The organism is Rhodophyticola porphyridii (assembly GCF_003688285.1).
Classification (GTDB): Bacteria; Pseudomonadota; Alphaproteobacteria; order Rhodobacterales; family Rhodobacteraceae; genus Rhodophyticola; species Rhodophyticola porphyridii.
Genome location: NZ_RCNT01000001.1, coordinates 25,177 through 41,872 on the forward strand (window position 1 = coordinate 25,177; position 16,696 = coordinate 41,872).

17 protein-coding genes are annotated in these 16,696 nt (G+C 65.2%); 8 read left to right on the plus strand and 9 right to left on the minus strand.

The window, feature by feature from the left end:
* Positions 1-11 precede the first annotated feature (11 nt).
* The 5 genes from paaB to D9R08_RS00125 are packed head-to-tail and all read left to right on the plus strand — an operon-like array spanning position 12 to position 3,435.
* Positions 12-296, plus strand: a complete 285-nt coding sequence (gene paaB / locus D9R08_RS00105) for a 1,2-phenylacetyl-CoA epoxidase subunit PaaB (protein ID WP_121896756.1) — start codon at positions 12-14, stop codon at positions 294-296.
* A complete protein-coding gene (gene paaC, locus D9R08_RS00110; RefSeq protein WP_121895989.1) occupies positions 296-1,042 on the plus strand; it encodes a 1,2-phenylacetyl-CoA epoxidase subunit PaaC in 747 nt (248 codons plus the stop codon). Before paaB ends, paaC begins: the two co-directional genes overlap by 1 nt.
* Complete coding sequence (paaD, locus tag D9R08_RS00115; RefSeq protein WP_121895990.1) at positions 1,036-1,524, plus strand: 1,2-phenylacetyl-CoA epoxidase subunit PaaD; 489 nt, start codon at positions 1,036-1,038, stop codon at positions 1,522-1,524. Before paaC ends, paaD begins: the two co-directional genes overlap by 7 nt.
* 10 nt (positions 1,525-1,534) lie before the next feature.
* Positions 1,535-2,584: a 2Fe-2S iron-sulfur cluster-binding protein gene (locus tag D9R08_RS00120; protein ID WP_121895991.1), complete on the plus strand. Its 1,050-nt coding sequence runs from the start codon at positions 1,535-1,537 to the stop codon at positions 2,582-2,584.
* 41 nt (positions 2,585-2,625) lie between these two features.
* On the plus strand, positions 2,626-3,435 hold the full coding sequence (locus D9R08_RS00125) for a class I SAM-dependent DNA methyltransferase (protein WP_121895992.1): 810 nt from the start codon (positions 2,626-2,628) through the stop codon (positions 3,433-3,435).
* On the opposite strand, the gene D9R08_RS00130 is transcribed toward D9R08_RS00125, so the two are convergent.
* Positions 3,432-4,403 (minus strand): DNA topoisomerase IB, encoded by a 972-nt coding sequence (locus tag D9R08_RS00130; protein WP_121895993.1) that lies wholly within the window; start codon positions 4,401-4,403, stop codon positions 3,432-3,434. The two genes, D9R08_RS00125 and D9R08_RS00130, sit on opposite strands and share 4 nt — an antisense overlap.
* Positions 4,404-4,444: 41 nt before the next feature.
* Entirely contained in the window at positions 4,445-5,170 is a 726-nt protein-coding gene (locus D9R08_RS00135) for a class II aldolase/adducin family protein (RefSeq protein ID WP_121895994.1), read from the minus strand.
* A 251-nt stretch (positions 5,171-5,421) separates the two neighbouring features.
* Between D9R08_RS00135 and D9R08_RS00140 the strand changes: the two genes are divergently transcribed.
* Entirely contained in the window at positions 5,422-6,327 is a 906-nt protein-coding gene (locus D9R08_RS00140) for a LysR family transcriptional regulator (protein ID WP_121895995.1), read from the plus strand.
* A gap of 105 nt (positions 6,328-6,432) precedes the next feature.
* Here D9R08_RS00140 and D9R08_RS00145 read toward each other — a convergent pair whose 3' ends face one another.
* The 4 genes from D9R08_RS00145 to D9R08_RS00160 are packed head-to-tail and all read right to left on the minus strand — an operon-like array spanning position 6,433 to position 9,404.
* Entirely contained in the window at positions 6,433-7,374 is a 942-nt protein-coding gene (locus tag D9R08_RS00145; protein ID WP_121895996.1) for an OmpA family protein, read from the minus strand.
* Entirely contained in the window at positions 7,371-7,946 is a 576-nt protein-coding gene (locus tag D9R08_RS00150) for a peroxidase-related enzyme (RefSeq protein ID WP_121895997.1), read from the minus strand. Before D9R08_RS00150 ends, D9R08_RS00145 begins: the two co-directional genes overlap by 4 nt.
* On the minus strand, positions 7,933-8,679 hold the full coding sequence (locus tag D9R08_RS00155; RefSeq protein ID WP_121895998.1) for a GNAT family N-acetyltransferase: 747 nt from the start codon (positions 8,677-8,679) through the stop codon (positions 7,933-7,935). Before D9R08_RS00155 ends, D9R08_RS00150 begins: the two co-directional genes overlap by 14 nt.
* On the minus strand, positions 8,676-9,404 hold the full coding sequence (locus D9R08_RS00160; RefSeq protein ID WP_121895999.1) for a competence/damage-inducible protein A: 729 nt from the start codon (positions 9,402-9,404) through the stop codon (positions 8,676-8,678). The genes D9R08_RS00155 and D9R08_RS00160 overlap by 4 nt, the downstream gene beginning before the upstream one ends.
* A gap of 47 nt (positions 9,405-9,451) precedes the next feature.
* Here D9R08_RS00160 and sfsA point away from each other — a divergent pair, with 47 nt between their 5' ends.
* Together sfsA and map are read left to right on the plus strand one after the other, a co-directional pair.
* Entirely contained in the window at positions 9,452-10,168 is a 717-nt protein-coding gene (gene sfsA, locus D9R08_RS00165) for a DNA/RNA nuclease SfsA (protein WP_121896000.1), read from the plus strand.
* Positions 10,169-10,237: 69 nt separating this feature from the next.
* Entirely contained in the window at positions 10,238-11,050 is an 813-nt protein-coding gene (gene map, locus D9R08_RS00170) for a type I methionyl aminopeptidase (protein ID WP_121896001.1), read from the plus strand.
* An 11-nt stretch (positions 11,051-11,061) separates the two neighbouring features.
* On the opposite strand, the gene D9R08_RS00175 is transcribed toward map, so the two are convergent.
* The 3 genes from D9R08_RS00175 to secA all read right to left on the minus strand — a co-directional run bounded on the left by D9R08_RS00175 (position 11,062) and on the right by secA (position 16,582).
* Positions 11,062-12,624: a phosphate ABC transporter substrate-binding/OmpA family protein gene (locus tag D9R08_RS00175; protein ID WP_121896002.1), complete on the minus strand. Its 1,563-nt coding sequence runs from the start codon at positions 12,622-12,624 to the stop codon at positions 11,062-11,064.
* Between the two features lie 22 nt (positions 12,625-12,646).
* Positions 12,647-13,687: a hypothetical protein gene (locus D9R08_RS00180; protein WP_121896003.1), complete on the minus strand. Its 1,041-nt coding sequence runs from the start codon at positions 13,685-13,687 to the stop codon at positions 12,647-12,649.
* 180 nt (positions 13,688-13,867) lie between these two features.
* On the minus strand, positions 13,868-16,582 hold the full coding sequence (secA, locus tag D9R08_RS00185; RefSeq protein WP_121896757.1) for a preprotein translocase subunit SecA: 2,715 nt from the start codon (positions 16,580-16,582) through the stop codon (positions 13,868-13,870).
* Between the last annotated feature and the right edge of the window lie 114 nt (positions 16,583-16,696).

Consider the following 16,696-nt stretch of genomic DNA (forward strand, 5'->3'; position numbering starts at 1 on the left):
TGGAGTGGGCGATGACCGAGGCGACGCCGTTATGGGAAGTGTTCATCCGGCCCCGGAACGGGTTGGCGCATAAGCATTGCGGATCCCTGCATGCCGCGGACGAGGTGTTGGCGCTGAACGCTGCACGCGATGTCTACACGCGGCGGGGCGAGGGTGTGAGCATCTGGGTGGTGCCATCCGCCGCGATCACCGCCAGCGATCCCGATCAGGCGGCGGAGAATTTCGAGCCGACGGCGGACAAGATCTATCGCCACCCGACCTTCTACGAGATCCCCGAAGATGTGGGGCATATGTGATGGCCCGGCTTGAGGCTGTTCTGGAACTGGCCGACGACCATCTGATTCTGGGGCATCGGATCTCGGAATGGTGCGGCCATGCGCCCATGCTGGAGGAGGATCTTGCGCTGCCGAACATGGCGCTGGATCTGATCGGCACGGCGCGGGTGCTCTATGACCATGCTGCGAAACTGGAAGGCAAGGGCCGGTCGGAAGACGATCTGGCGATGCTGCGGGTGGAGCGGGAGTATCGCAACTGTCTGCTGGTGGAGCGGCCCAATGGCGATTTCGCGCAGACAATGTTGCGGCAGCTCTATTTCGCGGCATTCATGGAGCCGTTCTGGAAGGCCGCTCTGGGATCCTCCGATGAGATCATCCGCGGCGTTGCCGGCAAGGCCGTGAAGGAGATGGCCTATCATATCCGGCACGCGGGCGAATGGGTGATCCGATTGGGCGACGGGACGGAAGAGAGCGCGCGGCGGATGCAGGGTGCCGTCACGGAGTTGCATCGGTTCACCGGCGAGTTGTTTGAAAGCAGCCCGGCCGCGGCCGCCTGCGAAGCGGAGGGCGTTTTGCCGGTCCGGGCGGACATGCGCGGGGACTGGGATCGGGTGATCGGCATGGTCTTTGGCGAGGCGCTGCTGGAGCAGCCCGACATTCCTTTCCCGCAGACCGGTGGCCGCGCGGGTATTCACGGGGAGCAACTGGGCCATCTGCTGGCCGAGATGCAGTATCTTCAGCGGGCCTATCCGGGGGCCGAATGGTAGCGGTTCTGGACCAGAAACGCGCCTGGGCCGCCGCCGCCGCCGTGCCGGACCCGGAAGTGCCCTGCGTGACCGTCGAGGATCTGGGAATCCTGCGCCGGGTGGAGCTGGTGGACGGGGTTGCGGTGGCGCAGGTGACCCCGACCTACTCCGGCTGCCCCGCGACCATGGCCATCGAGATGGCGATCGAAGTGGCGCTTCGCGAGGCCGGGTTCGACGTGCGGATCGAGCGGGTTCTGTCGCCGCCATGGACCACGGACTGGATCACCGAAGCCGGGCGCGAGAAATTGCGCGCCTACGGGATCGCGCCGCCGGTGGAGACTGCGGGCTCGGTCCGGGCGCTGTTTGGCGACGTGGCGGTGGCGTGCCCGCGCTGCGGCTCTGGAGATACAGAGAAGATCAGCGAGTTCGGATCGACCGCCTGCAAGGCGCAGTATCGGTGCCGGGCCTGCGCCGAACCGTTCGACTATTTCAAATGCATCTGAGGATTGCCTGATGTTTCATGAGCTGAAAGTGGCCGACCGGCGGGCCGAGACCGAGGATGCGGTGGCGATTTCCTTCGAGGTGCCGGACGAGATCGCGGGCCTTTTCGCCTATCGGCCCGGGCAGTATCTGACCCTGCGGGCGAAGGTCGACGGGCAGGATCTGCGGCGCAGCTATTCCATTGCCTCCCTGCCCGGCGAGCGCCTGACCGTGGGCGTGAAAAAGGTCGAAGGCGGGGCGTTTTCAACCTTTGCGCAAGGGCTGGCGCCCGGCGACCGGGTTCAGGTCATGCCGCCGGAGGGACGCTTTACCGATCCGGGCTGCGACCGGCTGGTTCTGATCGCGGCGGGCTCCGGCATCACGCCGATGGTGTCGATTGCGGGCGCGGCGCTGGCACGCGGTGCCGAGGTGACGCTGGTCTATGGCAACCGCCGGGCCGATACGATCGTGTTCCGCGAGACGTTGGAGGCGCTGAAGGATCGCTATCTCGGGCGCTTCACCCTGATCCATGTGCTGAGCCGCGAGCCGCAGGATGTGGCGCTTCTCTCGGGCCGGGTCGATGGCGAGAAGATCACCCGGCTGGCCCGGTCCGGCGCGGTGGATCTGGCCGGTGCCGATGGCGTGTTCCTGTGCGGCCCGGGCGAGATGATCGACGCGGTGGAGGCGGCGGTGCTGGCCCTTGGCGTCGCGCCGGAGCGCATTCACCACGAACGCTTCTTCATGGCGGGCGAGGTCCCGCGCCTGCCGAAATCGGCGGAGGCCGAAGCGGTGGCGGCGGGCGGCGTCGAGGTCGAGGTGCTGCTTGACGGCGCGCGGCGTCGGTTCACCTATGCGGCCGGCGACGATACGGTCATCGCGGCGGCGGAACGGGCGGGGCTGGAACTGCCCTATTCCTGCCGGGGCGGCATGTGCTGCACCTGCCGCTGCAAGGTGGAGGAGGGCAGCGCCGAGATGGCGGTGAATTACTCGCTGGAACCCTGGGAACTTGAGGCGGGGTTCACGCTGGCCTGCCAGTCCAGGCCCACCAGCAAGAAACTGGTGCTGGATTTCGACGCGGCATAAACCGGCTGTTCACGGCCGCGTTTTGCGCTAAAGACCGGCCCATGAAACTGAAAAACCTTGAACTGGAAGCCACTGCGCTGATGTCCGAAGTGATCTTCGGGCACGGGTTCGCGCATTACGGCTATTTCCCCGACGGCGTGCCGGAGGTTCTGTCCGCCGAAGCGATGGGCCGTGCGCAGCAGGCCTATTTCGAGAAGCTGGTGCAGGTCATTCCCGACGGGGTGACGTCAATCCTTGATGTCGGCTCCGGCACGGGCGCGAATGCCCGGGCGCTGATCGCGCGCGGGTTCGACGTTACCTGCGTTTCGCCGTCGGTCCAGATGAATGAAATGGCGCGGGCCAAGCTGCCGACGGGCACAGGCGTGCACGACGCCCTGTTCGAGGCGTTCGAGAGCGATGCGCGGTTCGACATCTGCCTGTTTGCGGAAAGCTTCCACTATATCGATCTGGAGGCCGCGCTGGCGCAGGTGAACCGGTACGCCACGCGCGGCATGGTGATGTTCGATTACTTCCGGCGACCCGGCTTCGCCCATGGAGACGGCACGCGGGGCACGCATCAGGCGTTTCTGGAGGCGGTCGCGGCGCAGGGCGCCTTCCGGATCGTCAGCGACGAGGACATGACCGATGCGATCACGCCGACTTTCGTGATCCACGAGTCGATCAAGAACGACAAGGTCGCGCCCTTCATCACGCGGTTCCGGGCCGAGATCGGCCGCGAATATCCCTGGCGCGCCTGGCTGATGGAAAAGATGCTGGGTCGTGCGCTGGACAAGCTGAACCGGCGCACCGACCGGGCCGAGAAATTCGCGCGGGAGCATGAATACCGGCTGGTGGTGCTGGAACGAGTCTAGCCGATCAGCGCCAGCAGCGCCCGTTCCGCCTTGCGAAGGCGCGCGGGCGTCCGGGCCTGCGCCAGTCTGGCGCGGTCGGTCTCGGAGCTGTCTGACAAGGCGATCACGTCGGGGTGGATGTAACTGTTCCGCGCGATTTTCGGCGTGTTGTGCAGCCGTTTCGCCGCCGCCTCGGCCATCGCGGTGATTGTCGGGTCGGGATGGCGAAGCGCCACCTCCATGGCCGCGACCGACCCGTTCCATGTGCGAAAGGCCTTGGGCGTCAGCCCCTCCTCGCCCGTCAAGTCGGCGATATGCCGGCTCAACATCTCCGGGGTCACCGCGCGCGGGGTCTCGCCATCAAGCCATGTGGCGACCGGGGCCCCGGGCAGATCGTCCAGCCGGCCGAGGGCGCGTGCCAGCCGCCTGTCGGTCAGCTTGGTGCGCACCTTCGCGCCACCCTTGGCGGTGAAGGACAGCGACAGGGCATCCTTCCCGACGTTCAAATGGCGCGAGCGGAGAGTGGTTGCGCCGTAACTGCCGTTTTCCTCGGCATAATCCACATGTCCTGGGCGGAGGGACAACTGGTCGATCAGGCCCAGAACCGCGGCCAGCGCGAAATCGCGGCTGCCCGGTTCACCCTCCAGCCCCTCGCGGATCTTCTGGCGAAGCCGCGGCAGGGCGGCGCCGAACCGGGGCAGATCGTCGAATTTGCACTGCGCGCGAAACGCGGTCCAGTCCACGTGATAGCGGTATTGCTTGCGCCCCGCCGCGTCGCGCCCCGTGGCCTGCAAATGGCCATTGATCCGCGGGCTGATCCAGACCGCGGAATAGGCGGGCGGGACCGCCAGCGCCTCGATCCGGGCGCGCTCGCGGCGGCTGGCGATGGTGGTGCCGTCCGGTGCGCGGTAGGAAAAGCCGCGGCCCTGACGCCGGCGCGTGATGCCGGGGCGGTCATCGGGATAATAGATCAGGCCATCGGGGGTCATGCAGGGGAAACCCTGCAAGCCGATAAATGGTTCCCGCCGGGTCAGTCTGCGTAGTCGGGCTCCTCAGTATCCAGAATCTTCCTCAGTTCGGCCAGAAACGCCGCATCGGCATCGGCGCAGCCCTCCAGCTCGCGCGCCGTCTTCTCCGCGATCTCCGGGGACAGCTCGCGCAGGGGACGTCCGGTCTGCAGGGCAAGGATATAGGTGCGCGCCGCACGTTCGAAGTAATACAGACGCGCGAAGGTCTCGGCCACGGTTTCGCCGATGATCAGGACGCCGTGATTACCCATGATCATCGTCCTGACGGACGGGTCCTGAAACAGGCGGGCGCAACGGGTGCCTTCCTCCTCAAGCGCGAGACCGCCATAATTCTCATCCACGACGTGCCGATTGTAGAACATGGCGGAGTTCTGATCGACGGGCGGCAGACGGCTGTCCGCCAGCGCCGCGAGCGCCGTGGCATAAGTGGAATGCACATGCATCGCGCAGCGCGCATGGGGCACATGGCGATGCAGACTGGCATGCAGGCCCCAGGCGGTCGGGTCCGGCGCGCCGCGGCCGCTGCAGCTTTCGGGATCATTGGCGTCGATCACCCAGAGGTCCGAGGCGCGCATCCGGCTGAAATGGCGTTTGGGGTTGATCAGGAAGCGGCTGCCATCCTCGCTCACCGCAAGCGAGAAGTGATTGGCGACCGCTTCATGCATGCGCTCGCGCGCGGTCCAGCGGAAAGCGGCGGCGAGATCGCGTCGCGCGGTGGCATGATTCATGTCATCCTCTCCCTCGAATGTGGCGAAGCCTAGATGCGATGACGGGGAATGGGAAACGGGAAGCCGAAGGCGCCGTCGCCCGCAAAACCTATCCTTTTGGACAGGTATTCCACGATTTACATAAAATTTGAGCTTTCGCGCCACCAACGGTCCCCCTTAATACCCGGCTTTGGCCTGCGCCTCTCCGCAATCGCGCCGCATTTTGATCCCATGGTGCCAGACAACAAGAACATGTGCTGATGGGTGACTGAATGGACCGTTTGACGGAGATGGAAGCGTTTGCCACCGTGGTGGATCAAGGCGGTTTCACGGATGCGGCGAGGAAGATGGGGATTTCGAAATCGGCCGTCTCCAAGCATGTGTCGAGCCTTGAAACCCGCCTTGGCGCGCGCCTGCTGAACCGGACGACCCGCCGGGTCAGCCCGACCGAAATCGGGCTGGCCTACTATGATCGTGCGCGGCGCGTGCTGAATGACGCGGGCGAGGCCGATGCGCTGGTGACCGCGATGCAATCGGCGCCGTCAGGGCTCTTGCGTGTTTCGGTCGCCACCGATTTCGGCGTGAACCATCTGTCGCCGGTTCTGGGGCAGTTTCTGCATTCCTATCCGGAAATCACGGTCAACATGATCCTGAACAACCGCTATGTCGAACTGATCTCCGAAGGGTTCGACATGGCGATCCGCGTGGGCGATCTGGAGGACAGCAGCCTGCGCGCCCGCAAGCTGACCGAAACATACAAGCGCATGATCGCGGCCCCCAGCTATTTCGAGGAGTTCGGCCGGCCCGAAAAGATCGACGATCTGAACGATCACAAGCTTCTGCATTACTCCAATCAGGCCAGCGGCAACGTCTGGAAGCTGACCGCGCCCTCGGGTGAAAAACGACAGGTCCGCACCGCCGGATCGCTGACGGTGAATGACGGCCAGTCACTTCTGAATGCCGCGATCGGAGGGCTTGGCATCGCCTATCTGCCCAGCTTCCTCTATGCCGATGCGATGCGTCAGGGCCTGCTGGTCGATGCGATCCCCGACCTTCCGATGGAGGTGCATGGCATCTATGCCGTCTATCCGCCGGGCCGCTACACCCAGCCCAAGGTCCGTGCCTTCATCGATTTCCTCGTAGAGCAGTTTCGGGACAAGGGTCCTGAGGACTGGTGAGCGTCATAAGCTTCCCCATGCGTGAGTATTGTGGGGTCGCTCTTGGGCCCGGTTGGCATGTGTCGACCGGGCCATTTTTTTGGCCTACTCCTTCCGGTGCGCGCCCTATTCCGTATTGGTCAGAACCACCTCGACACGCCGGTTCAGTTCCCGCCCGTCATCGGTGCTGTTGGGGGCCCTGGGTGCGAGATATCCCACCCCTTCGGCACGCAGCCGCTCGGGCGCGATATCGTATGTCGAGATCAGGAAGCTGCGCACCGAATTGGCCCGCGCCCGGCTGAGTTCGATGTTGTTCTGCAACGCGCCTTCGGCATCCGTGTGGCCCACCAGAACAACCCGCTTTTCCGGATTGGCGATCAGGTAGTCGGCCAGCGTCGCAAGCGACAGATACATGTCACCCGACAGCGTGGAGGCACCCGTCTCGAATTGCAGATCGTCTAGCGTGGCGGTACCGGTGCGTTCCAGAGTGGCGATCAGGGCTCCGGTGTCGGCAGGCAGGCCCGTCTCGTCCGGCGCGCGGCTTGAAAGGGTCACCTCCGGCCCTTCTTGCCCGGGCGGACCGACGCGGACCAGATGGATGTATCCATGGCCCCCCCCGCGGGAGACGATGAGCGCGATGGTGTCGTTTGCCTCGGCCGTCTGCCGCCGCGCGATCAGATAGGCGAAATCGCCCAGGTTGACATGCATCACCGGCTCCGGCGCCACGTCGATGCCGAAGCGGAAATCGAACCCGCCGCAATCGCGGTCGGTACAGGAAAACAGCACCTCGTAGCCGTCGGCCACCAATTGCGCGCGCAGCGGCGCCAGAAGCTGGACGGTGGTTCCGCCATAGGGCACCACCTGCCAGACCATGCGGGAAAATCCCCCTTCGGCATCGTAGCGCGCCATGCCCGCTTGCGTCCACGGGCCGGTCGGCATCTCGTAGCGGCCCATCGGCTCTGTCTCTTCCAACGCCAGCCGCGCGGCCGCGGGCAATTGCAGGTCAAGCGCCGCCGAGGGTGTGGCCATGACGCCCGCCAGAAAGAGATGCGCCAGCCGCAGTCTCACCGATCCTGCCCGTGATATTCCGGATTGGGCCGCATATCGACGGCGGAGGCCATCCGGTTCGACATGTTGAAGAAGGAGGCGGTCGCCGCGATATCCCAGATATCGCGATCGCTGAACCCGACATCGCGCAGCGCCTGACGGTCCGCCTCCTCGATCCGGTAGCTGGCTTCGGTCATCATCACGGCAAAATCCAGCATGGCCCTTTGGCGTGTGTCGAGCGGGGCCACGCGATAGTTCATTACCAGCGCTTCGCCCAGGGCCGGATCGCCCGACAGCGCCCGAACGGCGGCGCCATGGGCCACGAGGCAGTAGAAACAGCGGTTCACCGCGGACACGGCCACCGCGATCATCTCGCGCTCCAGCTTGCTCAGCCCGCTGTCGCCGAGCATCAGGTCATTATACATCGTCGTGAACGCGTTCAGCTTGTCCACGTCGAAGGCATAGGCGGCCAGGACGTTGGGGATCATCCCGAGCTTTTCCTGGCAGATATCGAAGTACTTCTGCGTCGCCTCGGGCAAGGGCTCAATCGGCGGCAGGTTCAGGGCGGTGGCGTTGGGGTCAGGTTTGCTCATCGGTCTCTTTTTTTATTCTGTAATGATAGTGTCCCACAGGCTGAAACCCCATGGAAGCGTAGAGCGCATTGGCCGGCAGGTTTGCGCCCGTCACCAAAAGTGTGATGTGGGTGGCGTCGCGGGCTTTCGCCCAGAATGCCATGGCCTGCATCATGTAGCGGCCCATCCCCCTGCGGCGATGCTCGGCGCGTGTCTCCAGCGCGTGCACCATGGCGATCCGCCCGTCTAGCGCGACAAATCCGGTGCCCGCCGGCCGGTCGTCGATCCGCCCGAAAATCGTCGTCTTGGGGGTGGCGGCGCGGTGCATGACGGCCAGCCGTTCCGGCCCGATCCCGCCTTGCGCCCAGATCTCCTCCTGCGCGGCCAGCGGCGGCCAGATCTCGAAGCAGGTGATCGGCGGGGGCGCGTCCGTCGCGATGGCATCGACCGGGGCGGCATAAAGGGTGACAGGGTCTTTGAGGACGTAGGATTCCGTCTCTAACAGATGATCCAGAGCCGTTTCGCCCTCCCGGATCATGAAGAGCGGCGGTTGCCCCATGTGGCGCATCGCGGTCTCCGCCTCGGCCAGATCTGCGGCGGTCGGATTTCCCTCGCGGAGGGTCGCGGCGCAGGTCCGGCTGCCGCTGCCGCGCCGCCCCTCGCGCAGGCGCCAGAGACCCAGGTCGAAAAGGCGCACGGGCGGCCATGTGTGGTCGATCACGGGATAGAGATCGGGGGCGCGGGGCAGCGTCATTGCGCCTCGGGGAACAGGGCGGCCAGTTCGTGGATCACCGCATCGATGGCGGCGCCGTCGGGGCTGCGCACTACGATATTCGCGCCATAAACACCGTCCTTGATGAACGGGTAGGAGCCGATTTCCACCTCCGGGTGGGCTGTTGCCAATTTGCCAAGGGGACCGGCGATGTCGCCTTCGCCCCGCGCGATGCGCAGCGATTGGGACAACATCGGCGCGCCGCCCGTCAGCGTCGGCAGGACCGAGGCGACCATCGTCTGAAATACGGTCGGCACCCCGGCCATCACATGCACATTGTGCAGCGTGAACCCGGGCGCGGCGGAGACCGGATTGTCGATCAGGCTGGCGCCTTCGGGGATGCGCGCCATGCGCAGGCGCGCCTCGTTCAAAGTGCTGCCCTGCCGGTCGTAATGCGCCTGCAGGATTGCGCGGGCATCGTCGCGGATGCCGATCGGCACCGCAAAGGCATCTGCCACGGCCTCCGCGGTGATGTCATCATGGGTGGGGCCGATCCCGCCCGAGGTGAACACGGTATCGTACCCCGCGCTCAGCGCCTGCACCGCGCCGACGATCGCATCGTGATTGTCCGGCACGATGCGTACCTCGCTCAGGCGGATGCCGTGTTTCGTAAGCTCCTGCGCCAGATAGTGCATGTTCGCATCACGGGTCCGGCCGGACAGGATTTCATCGCCGATGACCAGCATCGCGGCGGTGGGGTTTGGCATGGGCCTGCTCCTTGCCTGCATTGCCTGCCGGGTATAGGGGCTTGGCGATGCGTTTTCAAACCCCTCTGATCCCCGCGACCCTGCTGCGGCGCTACAACCGGTTTCTGGCCGAGATACGGCTGGAGGACGGGCAGGTGGTGACGGCCCATTGCCCCAATCCTGGCTCCATGATGGGGCTGAAGGAGCCGGGACTGCGGATCTGGGTCGAGCCAAATGACGATCCGCGAAAGAAGCTGAACTACGGCTGGCGGCTAGTGGAACTGCCCGGCGGTCACTGGGCCGGGATAGACACAAGCCTGCCGAACAGGGTAGTTCTGGAGGCGCTGCGCGCTGCCGCGATCCCGGAACTGGCCGCCTATGCGGAGATCACGCCCGAGGTGACCTATGGGCAGAACAGCCGGGTCGATTTTCTGGCCTCGGGCCCGGGCCTGCCGAATGCCTATGTGGAGGTCAAGAACGTCACCCTGCGCCGACAAGGCGACTGGGCGGAGTTTCCCGACAGCGTGACCGCCCGTGGCGCCAAACACCTGGCCGAACTGTCGCGCATGGCCGCCGACGGCCACCGGGCGGTGATGCTCTACCTGCTTCAGCGGAGCGATTGCGCCCGGCTGAAAATCGCGGGCGACCTAGACCCGGCCTATGCCGGAGCGTTCGACGCGGCCCGGGCCGCCGGTGTGGAGATGCTGTGCTATGGCACCAGGATCGGCCCTGATGCGGTCGAAATCGGCCATGCGGTGCCGGTCGACCCGGCCACGCAGATATGACCATGCCGCGTCTGGAAAATCGGCGTCTCATCGCATAAGTTTCGGCAAACACAGCTCCGGAGTGGTAGTTTGGACGATTTCCAGGGCCGTTTGACCAAGGACGGCATCCGCATTCATCAACCGCAGGATTTCGCCGGCATGCGCAAGGCCGGTGCGCTGGCGGCGCGTATCCTGGACGATATCGCGCCGATGGTGCAGCCCGGTGTGACTACCGGTACGCTGGACGACCGGATTACCGCGATGGTCGCGGAGGCCGGGGCAACCTCGGCCACGATCGGGTATCGCGGGTACAAGCACGCAAGCTGCATCAGCGTGAACCACGTGGTCTGTCACGGGATTCCGGGCGCGAAAGTGCTGAAGGACGGCGATATCCTGAACATCGACGTGACCGTCATCGTCGACGGCTGGTACGGCGATACCAGCCGGATGTTCGTCGCCGGTCGGTTGAACCGGCGGGCCGAACGGCTGGTGCAGGTCACCCATGACGCGTTGTTCAAGGGGATCGAAGCGGTGAAACCGGGCAACACCTTCGGCGATATCGGCCATGCCATCCAGTCCTATGTGGAGCAGCAGCGCATGTCGGTCGTGCGCGATTTCTGCGGGCACGGGCTGGGGCAGGTGTTCCACGCTCCGCCCAATGTGCTGCATTACGGGCGCCCCGGCACCGCGGCGGTGCTGGAGGAGGGCATGTTCTTCACGATCGAGCCGATGGTCAATCTGGGCCGTCCCGAGACCAAGGTGCTCGCCGATGACTGGACGGCGGTGACCCGCGACAAATCCCTGAGCGCGCAGTTCGAGCATTCCATCGGCGTGACGGCAGACGGTTGCGAGATTTTCACCCTGTCGCCCGGTGGGCTGTTTCACCCGACCTACGCCAGCTGAGCGCGACCGCCCTATTCCAGCCAGACCTCGACCCGGCGGTTGACCGCACGGCCCCATTCGGTGTCATCGCAGGCCATCGGCATCGCCTCCCCAAATGCATCCACGCGCAGTTGCACCCGGTTCAGATCGGCGGCATTCGCGGCCTCCATGACCGCGCGGCGGGCGGTCTCCGCGCGCCCCCGGGCAAGGCGCAGATTGGTGGCGGCATCGCCCGCGCCATCTGAAAACCCCACGAATATAAGGCGTTGGCCATCGAACTGACCTTGCTCGATGGCGCGCGCAAGCCGCGAGACGGAACTGCGCGACTGCGGGTCGAGATCGGTGGTGCCGGGGGCGAAGCGAAAGGTGGGCGACAGGCGCTGGCTGTCGCTGATCCGGGCGCTCAGCCGTTGCAGATCCTCAAGCGTGATTTCGGGGCCCGCGGCGGCGATGGCGTTGGCCAGCCGGTCGCCCTGACCCGAAACCGGGGTGCGCAGGATCGATTGGTTCACGAAACCGGCCCGGCGGATCACCCGCTCGGCGGCCTGGCTTTCGAAGAAGGACAGGAACTCGCGCACAAGCCTCGGCATCCTGCGGGCGGGCGTATAGACGAACAGTGGCGCTGTCAGCGGGTAATCCTCGGCCTTGAGGCTCGCCGCGCTGGCGGCCTGGTTGAAACCGCAGGGGCCGCCAAGCGCCAGCGCGCGGGCGTTTCCAAGACCGGCATAGGAGGTGATGCCGATCGCATAGGGGTCGCGCGCGACCGCGCCAGCCAGATCCGCCTGGGTCGTGTGACGGATGATGCCGGGGCCAAGGCCAAGCCGCGCGGGCAGCAGCACCCGGTTCGCAAACCCCTGGGCGAGGCCGGAATCGTCGCGCATCAGATGCAGCGAGATCGGCGCATCGCCGCCACCAAGCAGGGCCCAGTTGGTGATCTCTCCGGCGAAGACGCGGGCCAGATCGGACAGGGCGATGTCGCGCAACGGGTTTTCGGGGGAAACCACCGCCACAAGGCCGTCGATGGCCAGAACGCGTGCCCGTTGCGACAGGCCCAGATCGCCCTGATCGGCCAGCCGCGCGGCGTCGCGCTCCACCGGGGAGGGCTCGCGGAGCGCCAGCGCAAGATCCGCGTCGCGATTCAGAAGCGCCTCGAATCCGCTATCGGTGGTGCCCGGGATCAGCGTGAACCGCGCCGCGGTCGTCCCATCGACGCTGCGGGTCAGGGTGAAGACGGAGCGGCCATCGGGCGCCAATGCGCGTGAGACGGTCATGCCGCGCGCGCGCGCGAACCCCTCGATCAGCGCCGGCATCAGCCGGTCGGCGATCACAGAGGCGCCGGCGAACCGTGCCTCGGCCACGAAACTTTCCAGATCCGGACATCCCGGCCCGGCGCAGGCAACCCCCTCGGCGTTGACGGTGAGTGGCCCGTAGATCGTATCGACGCGGTAGAACTCCCCGTCGAAGCCGATCAGGGATCCGTCCAGCTCGATCGACCCGTCGAGAGAGCGCAGGGTGACATCCTGCGCAACCGCGGGGGACAGGCCCGTAATACCGAAAAAGGCGGCTCCGAAAGCCGCCCTCAGCCATGCATGCATCTGTGCCCTGTACCGGGTTGGATCAGTTCGACGCGACTCTCAGGTCCTGCAACAGATTTTGCAACACCAGATAGTCGCCAACCGCGTCGCAGGCGGGAAGCGTGAAGGTCAGCTCGGTCACCGCGACGGGCCCGGCGGGATCAGTTTGCACCGTTCTGGCCAGAGTGTCCTGGCCGCAATTGCGGCTGTTGATCGGCGCCTCGATCGAGATCCGCACCGATCCTTCGCGGGTCAGCGTATCCCGCGGGAAGGTATAGACCTGTGCCATCACCGGCGCGTCCACCGCATCGTCCCCCAGAAGCGTGACAAACCCGCCGACGCCGGTCTGCGCCCGGGCGACAGTGCCCGCGTTGTCCGCCCAGATATGGCCCGGCTCTCCGTAATCGGCGCCGAATTCCAGTGCGTGCAACTCCAGGTCCCGGGTGTCTTCCCAGGTGATGGCAACGCGGTCATATGCATGCAGATCCGGGATGGTGACCAGCGCACTCTCTTCCTCGTCCGCCAGGCGGATCGTGAAGAAGGCGGGCGTTTCGAAGGCCGGGATATCGACCGTCAGAAGACCCATCTGATCGGTGGCCTCGGTCAGGGTCAGGCCCGAATGCTCGATCACCACGCGCGCGCCGGGGCGGCAGGGGGCCATGATATCCAGCGCGACCATCGCCGCGGGCGCGGCCTCGGCACTGACGCTCAGCCCGCAGGGCAGGCCGAACTGGCTGGTTTCGGGGGTGGCCGGGGCGGCCATGGTGGCGTCGGGCGTTTGGGCCATCCGCTCGGACAGGTCGCGACCGGGCTGCGACAGATCGGGCGGGGTCAGCGCGAGCTCGGGGGCCGCAGGCAGGGCCAGCGCGCCGGGTGCCTCCGGAGCCGTCAGGACGGCGGGGGCGGGCAGGGCGGCGGGTGTTGCCGTCGCCTCCGGCGCGACCGGACGCGCCGCAGCGGTCTGATCTGCCGACGGAGCGTCGGCCTGCATGCCGGGGATCAGCCCGGCCTGAACGGCGAACAGGCCGCCGGATACGGTCATCAGCCCCACAGCGGCCAGTCGGATGATTTGGCGTTTTGGCATACCGCCCTCCTTCGCGGGTGTTGCGGCGAAGACTGGGCGTGGATTGGGGCGATATTGCGGAGCGATTGGCCGGATTTCGTGGAAAATCCGGCCAGTGTGGCGCGATTGCCGCGGGTTGTTTCCGGTTTCGACCCAATCCTTATGGAATCGTGGCGAAAAAGTGGCGCGGCCCCGTCTGTGTCAGGCCAGCCGTCCGTGACAATGCTTGAACTTCTTGCCCGATCCGCAGGGGCAGGCATCGTTCCGGCCCGGATTGCCCCAGGTGGAGGGGTCATCCTCCACGAACCCGTCGACCAGCGCGGCGGTCTCGCCCCCGTCGGGCGCGGCGGCGGCTGCGGTTGCAGCGGTTGCGGCCTTCTGTTGCGCCTGTTGCTGGGCCTGAAGCTGTTTGATGAGCTGTTCCTGCTGCTCCGGCGTCAGAGGCTGGATCTTCGACAGCCGCTCGGTCACATCCATGCGCAGACTGTCCAGCATGCTTTCGAAAAGCTGGAAGCTCTCGGTCTTGTATTCATTCAGCGGGTCGCGCTGGGCGTAGCCGCGGAAGCCCACGACGGAGCGCAGATGTTCAAGCGTCAGAAGATGCTCGCGCCATTTGCCGTCGATCGTCTGCAACAACACCTGTTTCTCGATATTGCGCATCTGTTCGGGGCCGAACTGCACGGCCTTTCCGGCCATGTACTCATCGGCCGCCACCTCAAGGCGCTCCCGGATCGTCTCGTCATCGACGCCTTCCTCATCGGCCCAGTCCGCCACCGGAACATCGATGCCCAGCTTCTCACGCACCTCTTTCTGCAGGCCTTCGGTATCCCACTGATCGGCGTAGGTTTTCGGCGGCATATGGATATGAACCAGATCGTCGATCACCTGATGGCGCATGTCGCGCGTGACCTCCGCGATATCCTCGGCGCCCATGATCTCCATGCGCTGCTCGAAAATCGCCTTTCGCTGATCATTCATGACATCGTCGAATTTCAGCAACTGCTTGCGGATGTCGAAGTTGCGCCCCTCCACCTTGGCCTGCGCCTTTTCGAGGCTTTTGTTGACCCAGGGGTGCACGATCGCCTCCCCCTCCTTCATCCCGAGGGTAGAGAGCATCTTGTCCAGCCGGTCGGAGCCGAAAATCCGCATCAGATCGTCTTCCAGCGACAGGAAGAAGGAGGAGCGCCCCGGATCGCCCTGCCGGCCCGAGCGCCCGCGAAGCTGGTTGTCGATCCGGCGGCTTTCATGCCGTTCCGTGGCCAGCACATAGAGCCCGCCCGCGGCTTTCACCGCTTCTTCGTCGGCGGCGTGTTCGGCCTCGATCCGCTCGCGGATCTCGTCGGGATGCGCATCGGGATCGGCCGCCAGCGCCTCCATCACCTTGAATTCCACATTGCCGCCCAGTTTGATGTCGGTGCCGCGCCCGGCCATGTTGGTGGCGATGGTGATCGCGCCCAGCTTGCCCGCGTCGGCCACGATCTGCGCCTCCTGCTCGTGCTGGCGCGCATTCAGCACGTTATGCGGCAGCCCGGCCTCTTTCAGCAGGTCCGACAGCATTTCGGATTTCTCGATCGATGTCGTGCCCACCAGAACCGGCTGCCCCTTTTCATGGGCCTCCCGGATCTGCGCGACGATGGCGGCGTACTTCTCTGCGCCCGTGCGATAGACCTGATCATCCTCGTCTTCGCGGGCGATGGGGCGGTTGGTGGGCACTTCGACCACGCCCAACCCGTAGATGGAGGAAAACTCCTCCGCCTCGGTGGCGGCGGTGCCGGTCATGCCAGACAGCTTGTCGTAAAGGCGGAAGTAGTTCTGGAACGTGACCGAGGCCATGGTGATGTTCTCGGGCTGGATCGCCACGCCTTCCTTGGCTTCGATGGCCTGATGCAGCCCGTCCGAAAGGCGGCGGCCCGGCATCATCCGCCCGGTGAACTCGTCAACCAGCACCACCTCCCCATTGCGGACGATGTAATCCTTGTCCTTCTGGAAGGCCTTGTGCGCGCGCAGGGCGTTGGTCACATGGTGGACGATGGTCGTGCTTTCGGGGTCGTAGAGGCTCTGCCCCTCGGGCAGGATTCCTTCGGCCAGCAGCCGCTCCTCCAGAAAATCGTTGCCTTCGTCTGTGAAGGTCACGCCGCGGGTCTTTTCGTCGAAGGTGTAATGATCCTCCGCAATTCCGGGGATCAGCGCGTTGATCGTGACATACAGTTCCGAACGGTCCTCCGACGGGCCCGAGATGATCAGCGGCGTCCGCGCCTCGTCGATAAGAATCGAATCCACCTCGTCCACGATCGCGAAATTGTGCCCGCGCTGCGCCATGTCGGCGAGGCTGGCGCGCATATTGTCGCGCAGGTAATCGAACCCGAGCTCGTTATTCGTCGCATAGGTGATGTCGGCGGCATAGGCGCTGCGCTTCTCCGTGTCGGGCTGGCGCGGATAGACGACACCGGTGGACAGGCCAAGCGCGGTATAGACCTTGCCCATCCAGTCCGCGTCCCGCTTGGCGAGGTAGTCATTGACGGTGACGATATGCACACCCTTGCCGGTAAGCGCGTTCAGATAGGCCGGGAAGGTGGCGACAAGCGTCTTGCCTTCACCCGTTTTCATCTCCGCGATATTGCCCTGATGCAGGAAGACACCGCCCATCAATTGCGTGTCGAACGCCCTTAAACCAAGGGCGCGGCGCGCGGCTTCCCGGCAATTGGCGAAGGCTTCGGGCAGCAGGTCGTCCAGCGCCTCGCCGTTCTGAACCCGGTTGCGGAACTCCGCCGTCTTGGCGACGATTTCCGTGTCGCTCAGCTTTTCGAACTCCGGTTCCAGCGCATTGATCCGGTCCACCAACGGTCTGACCGATTTCACCTTGCGGTCATTCGGCGTTCCGAAGACCTTCTTCGCGATGGTTCCAAGCCCCAGCATGTTCTCAAACGCCTTTTTGTTGCGGGCGGCGCCATTGGCGGCATTCCCCCGGATCATCAATTCGTGTGCGGCACGCGGCTTGTTTGGCCAGACTCTGCGGTCTATCAACGGCGG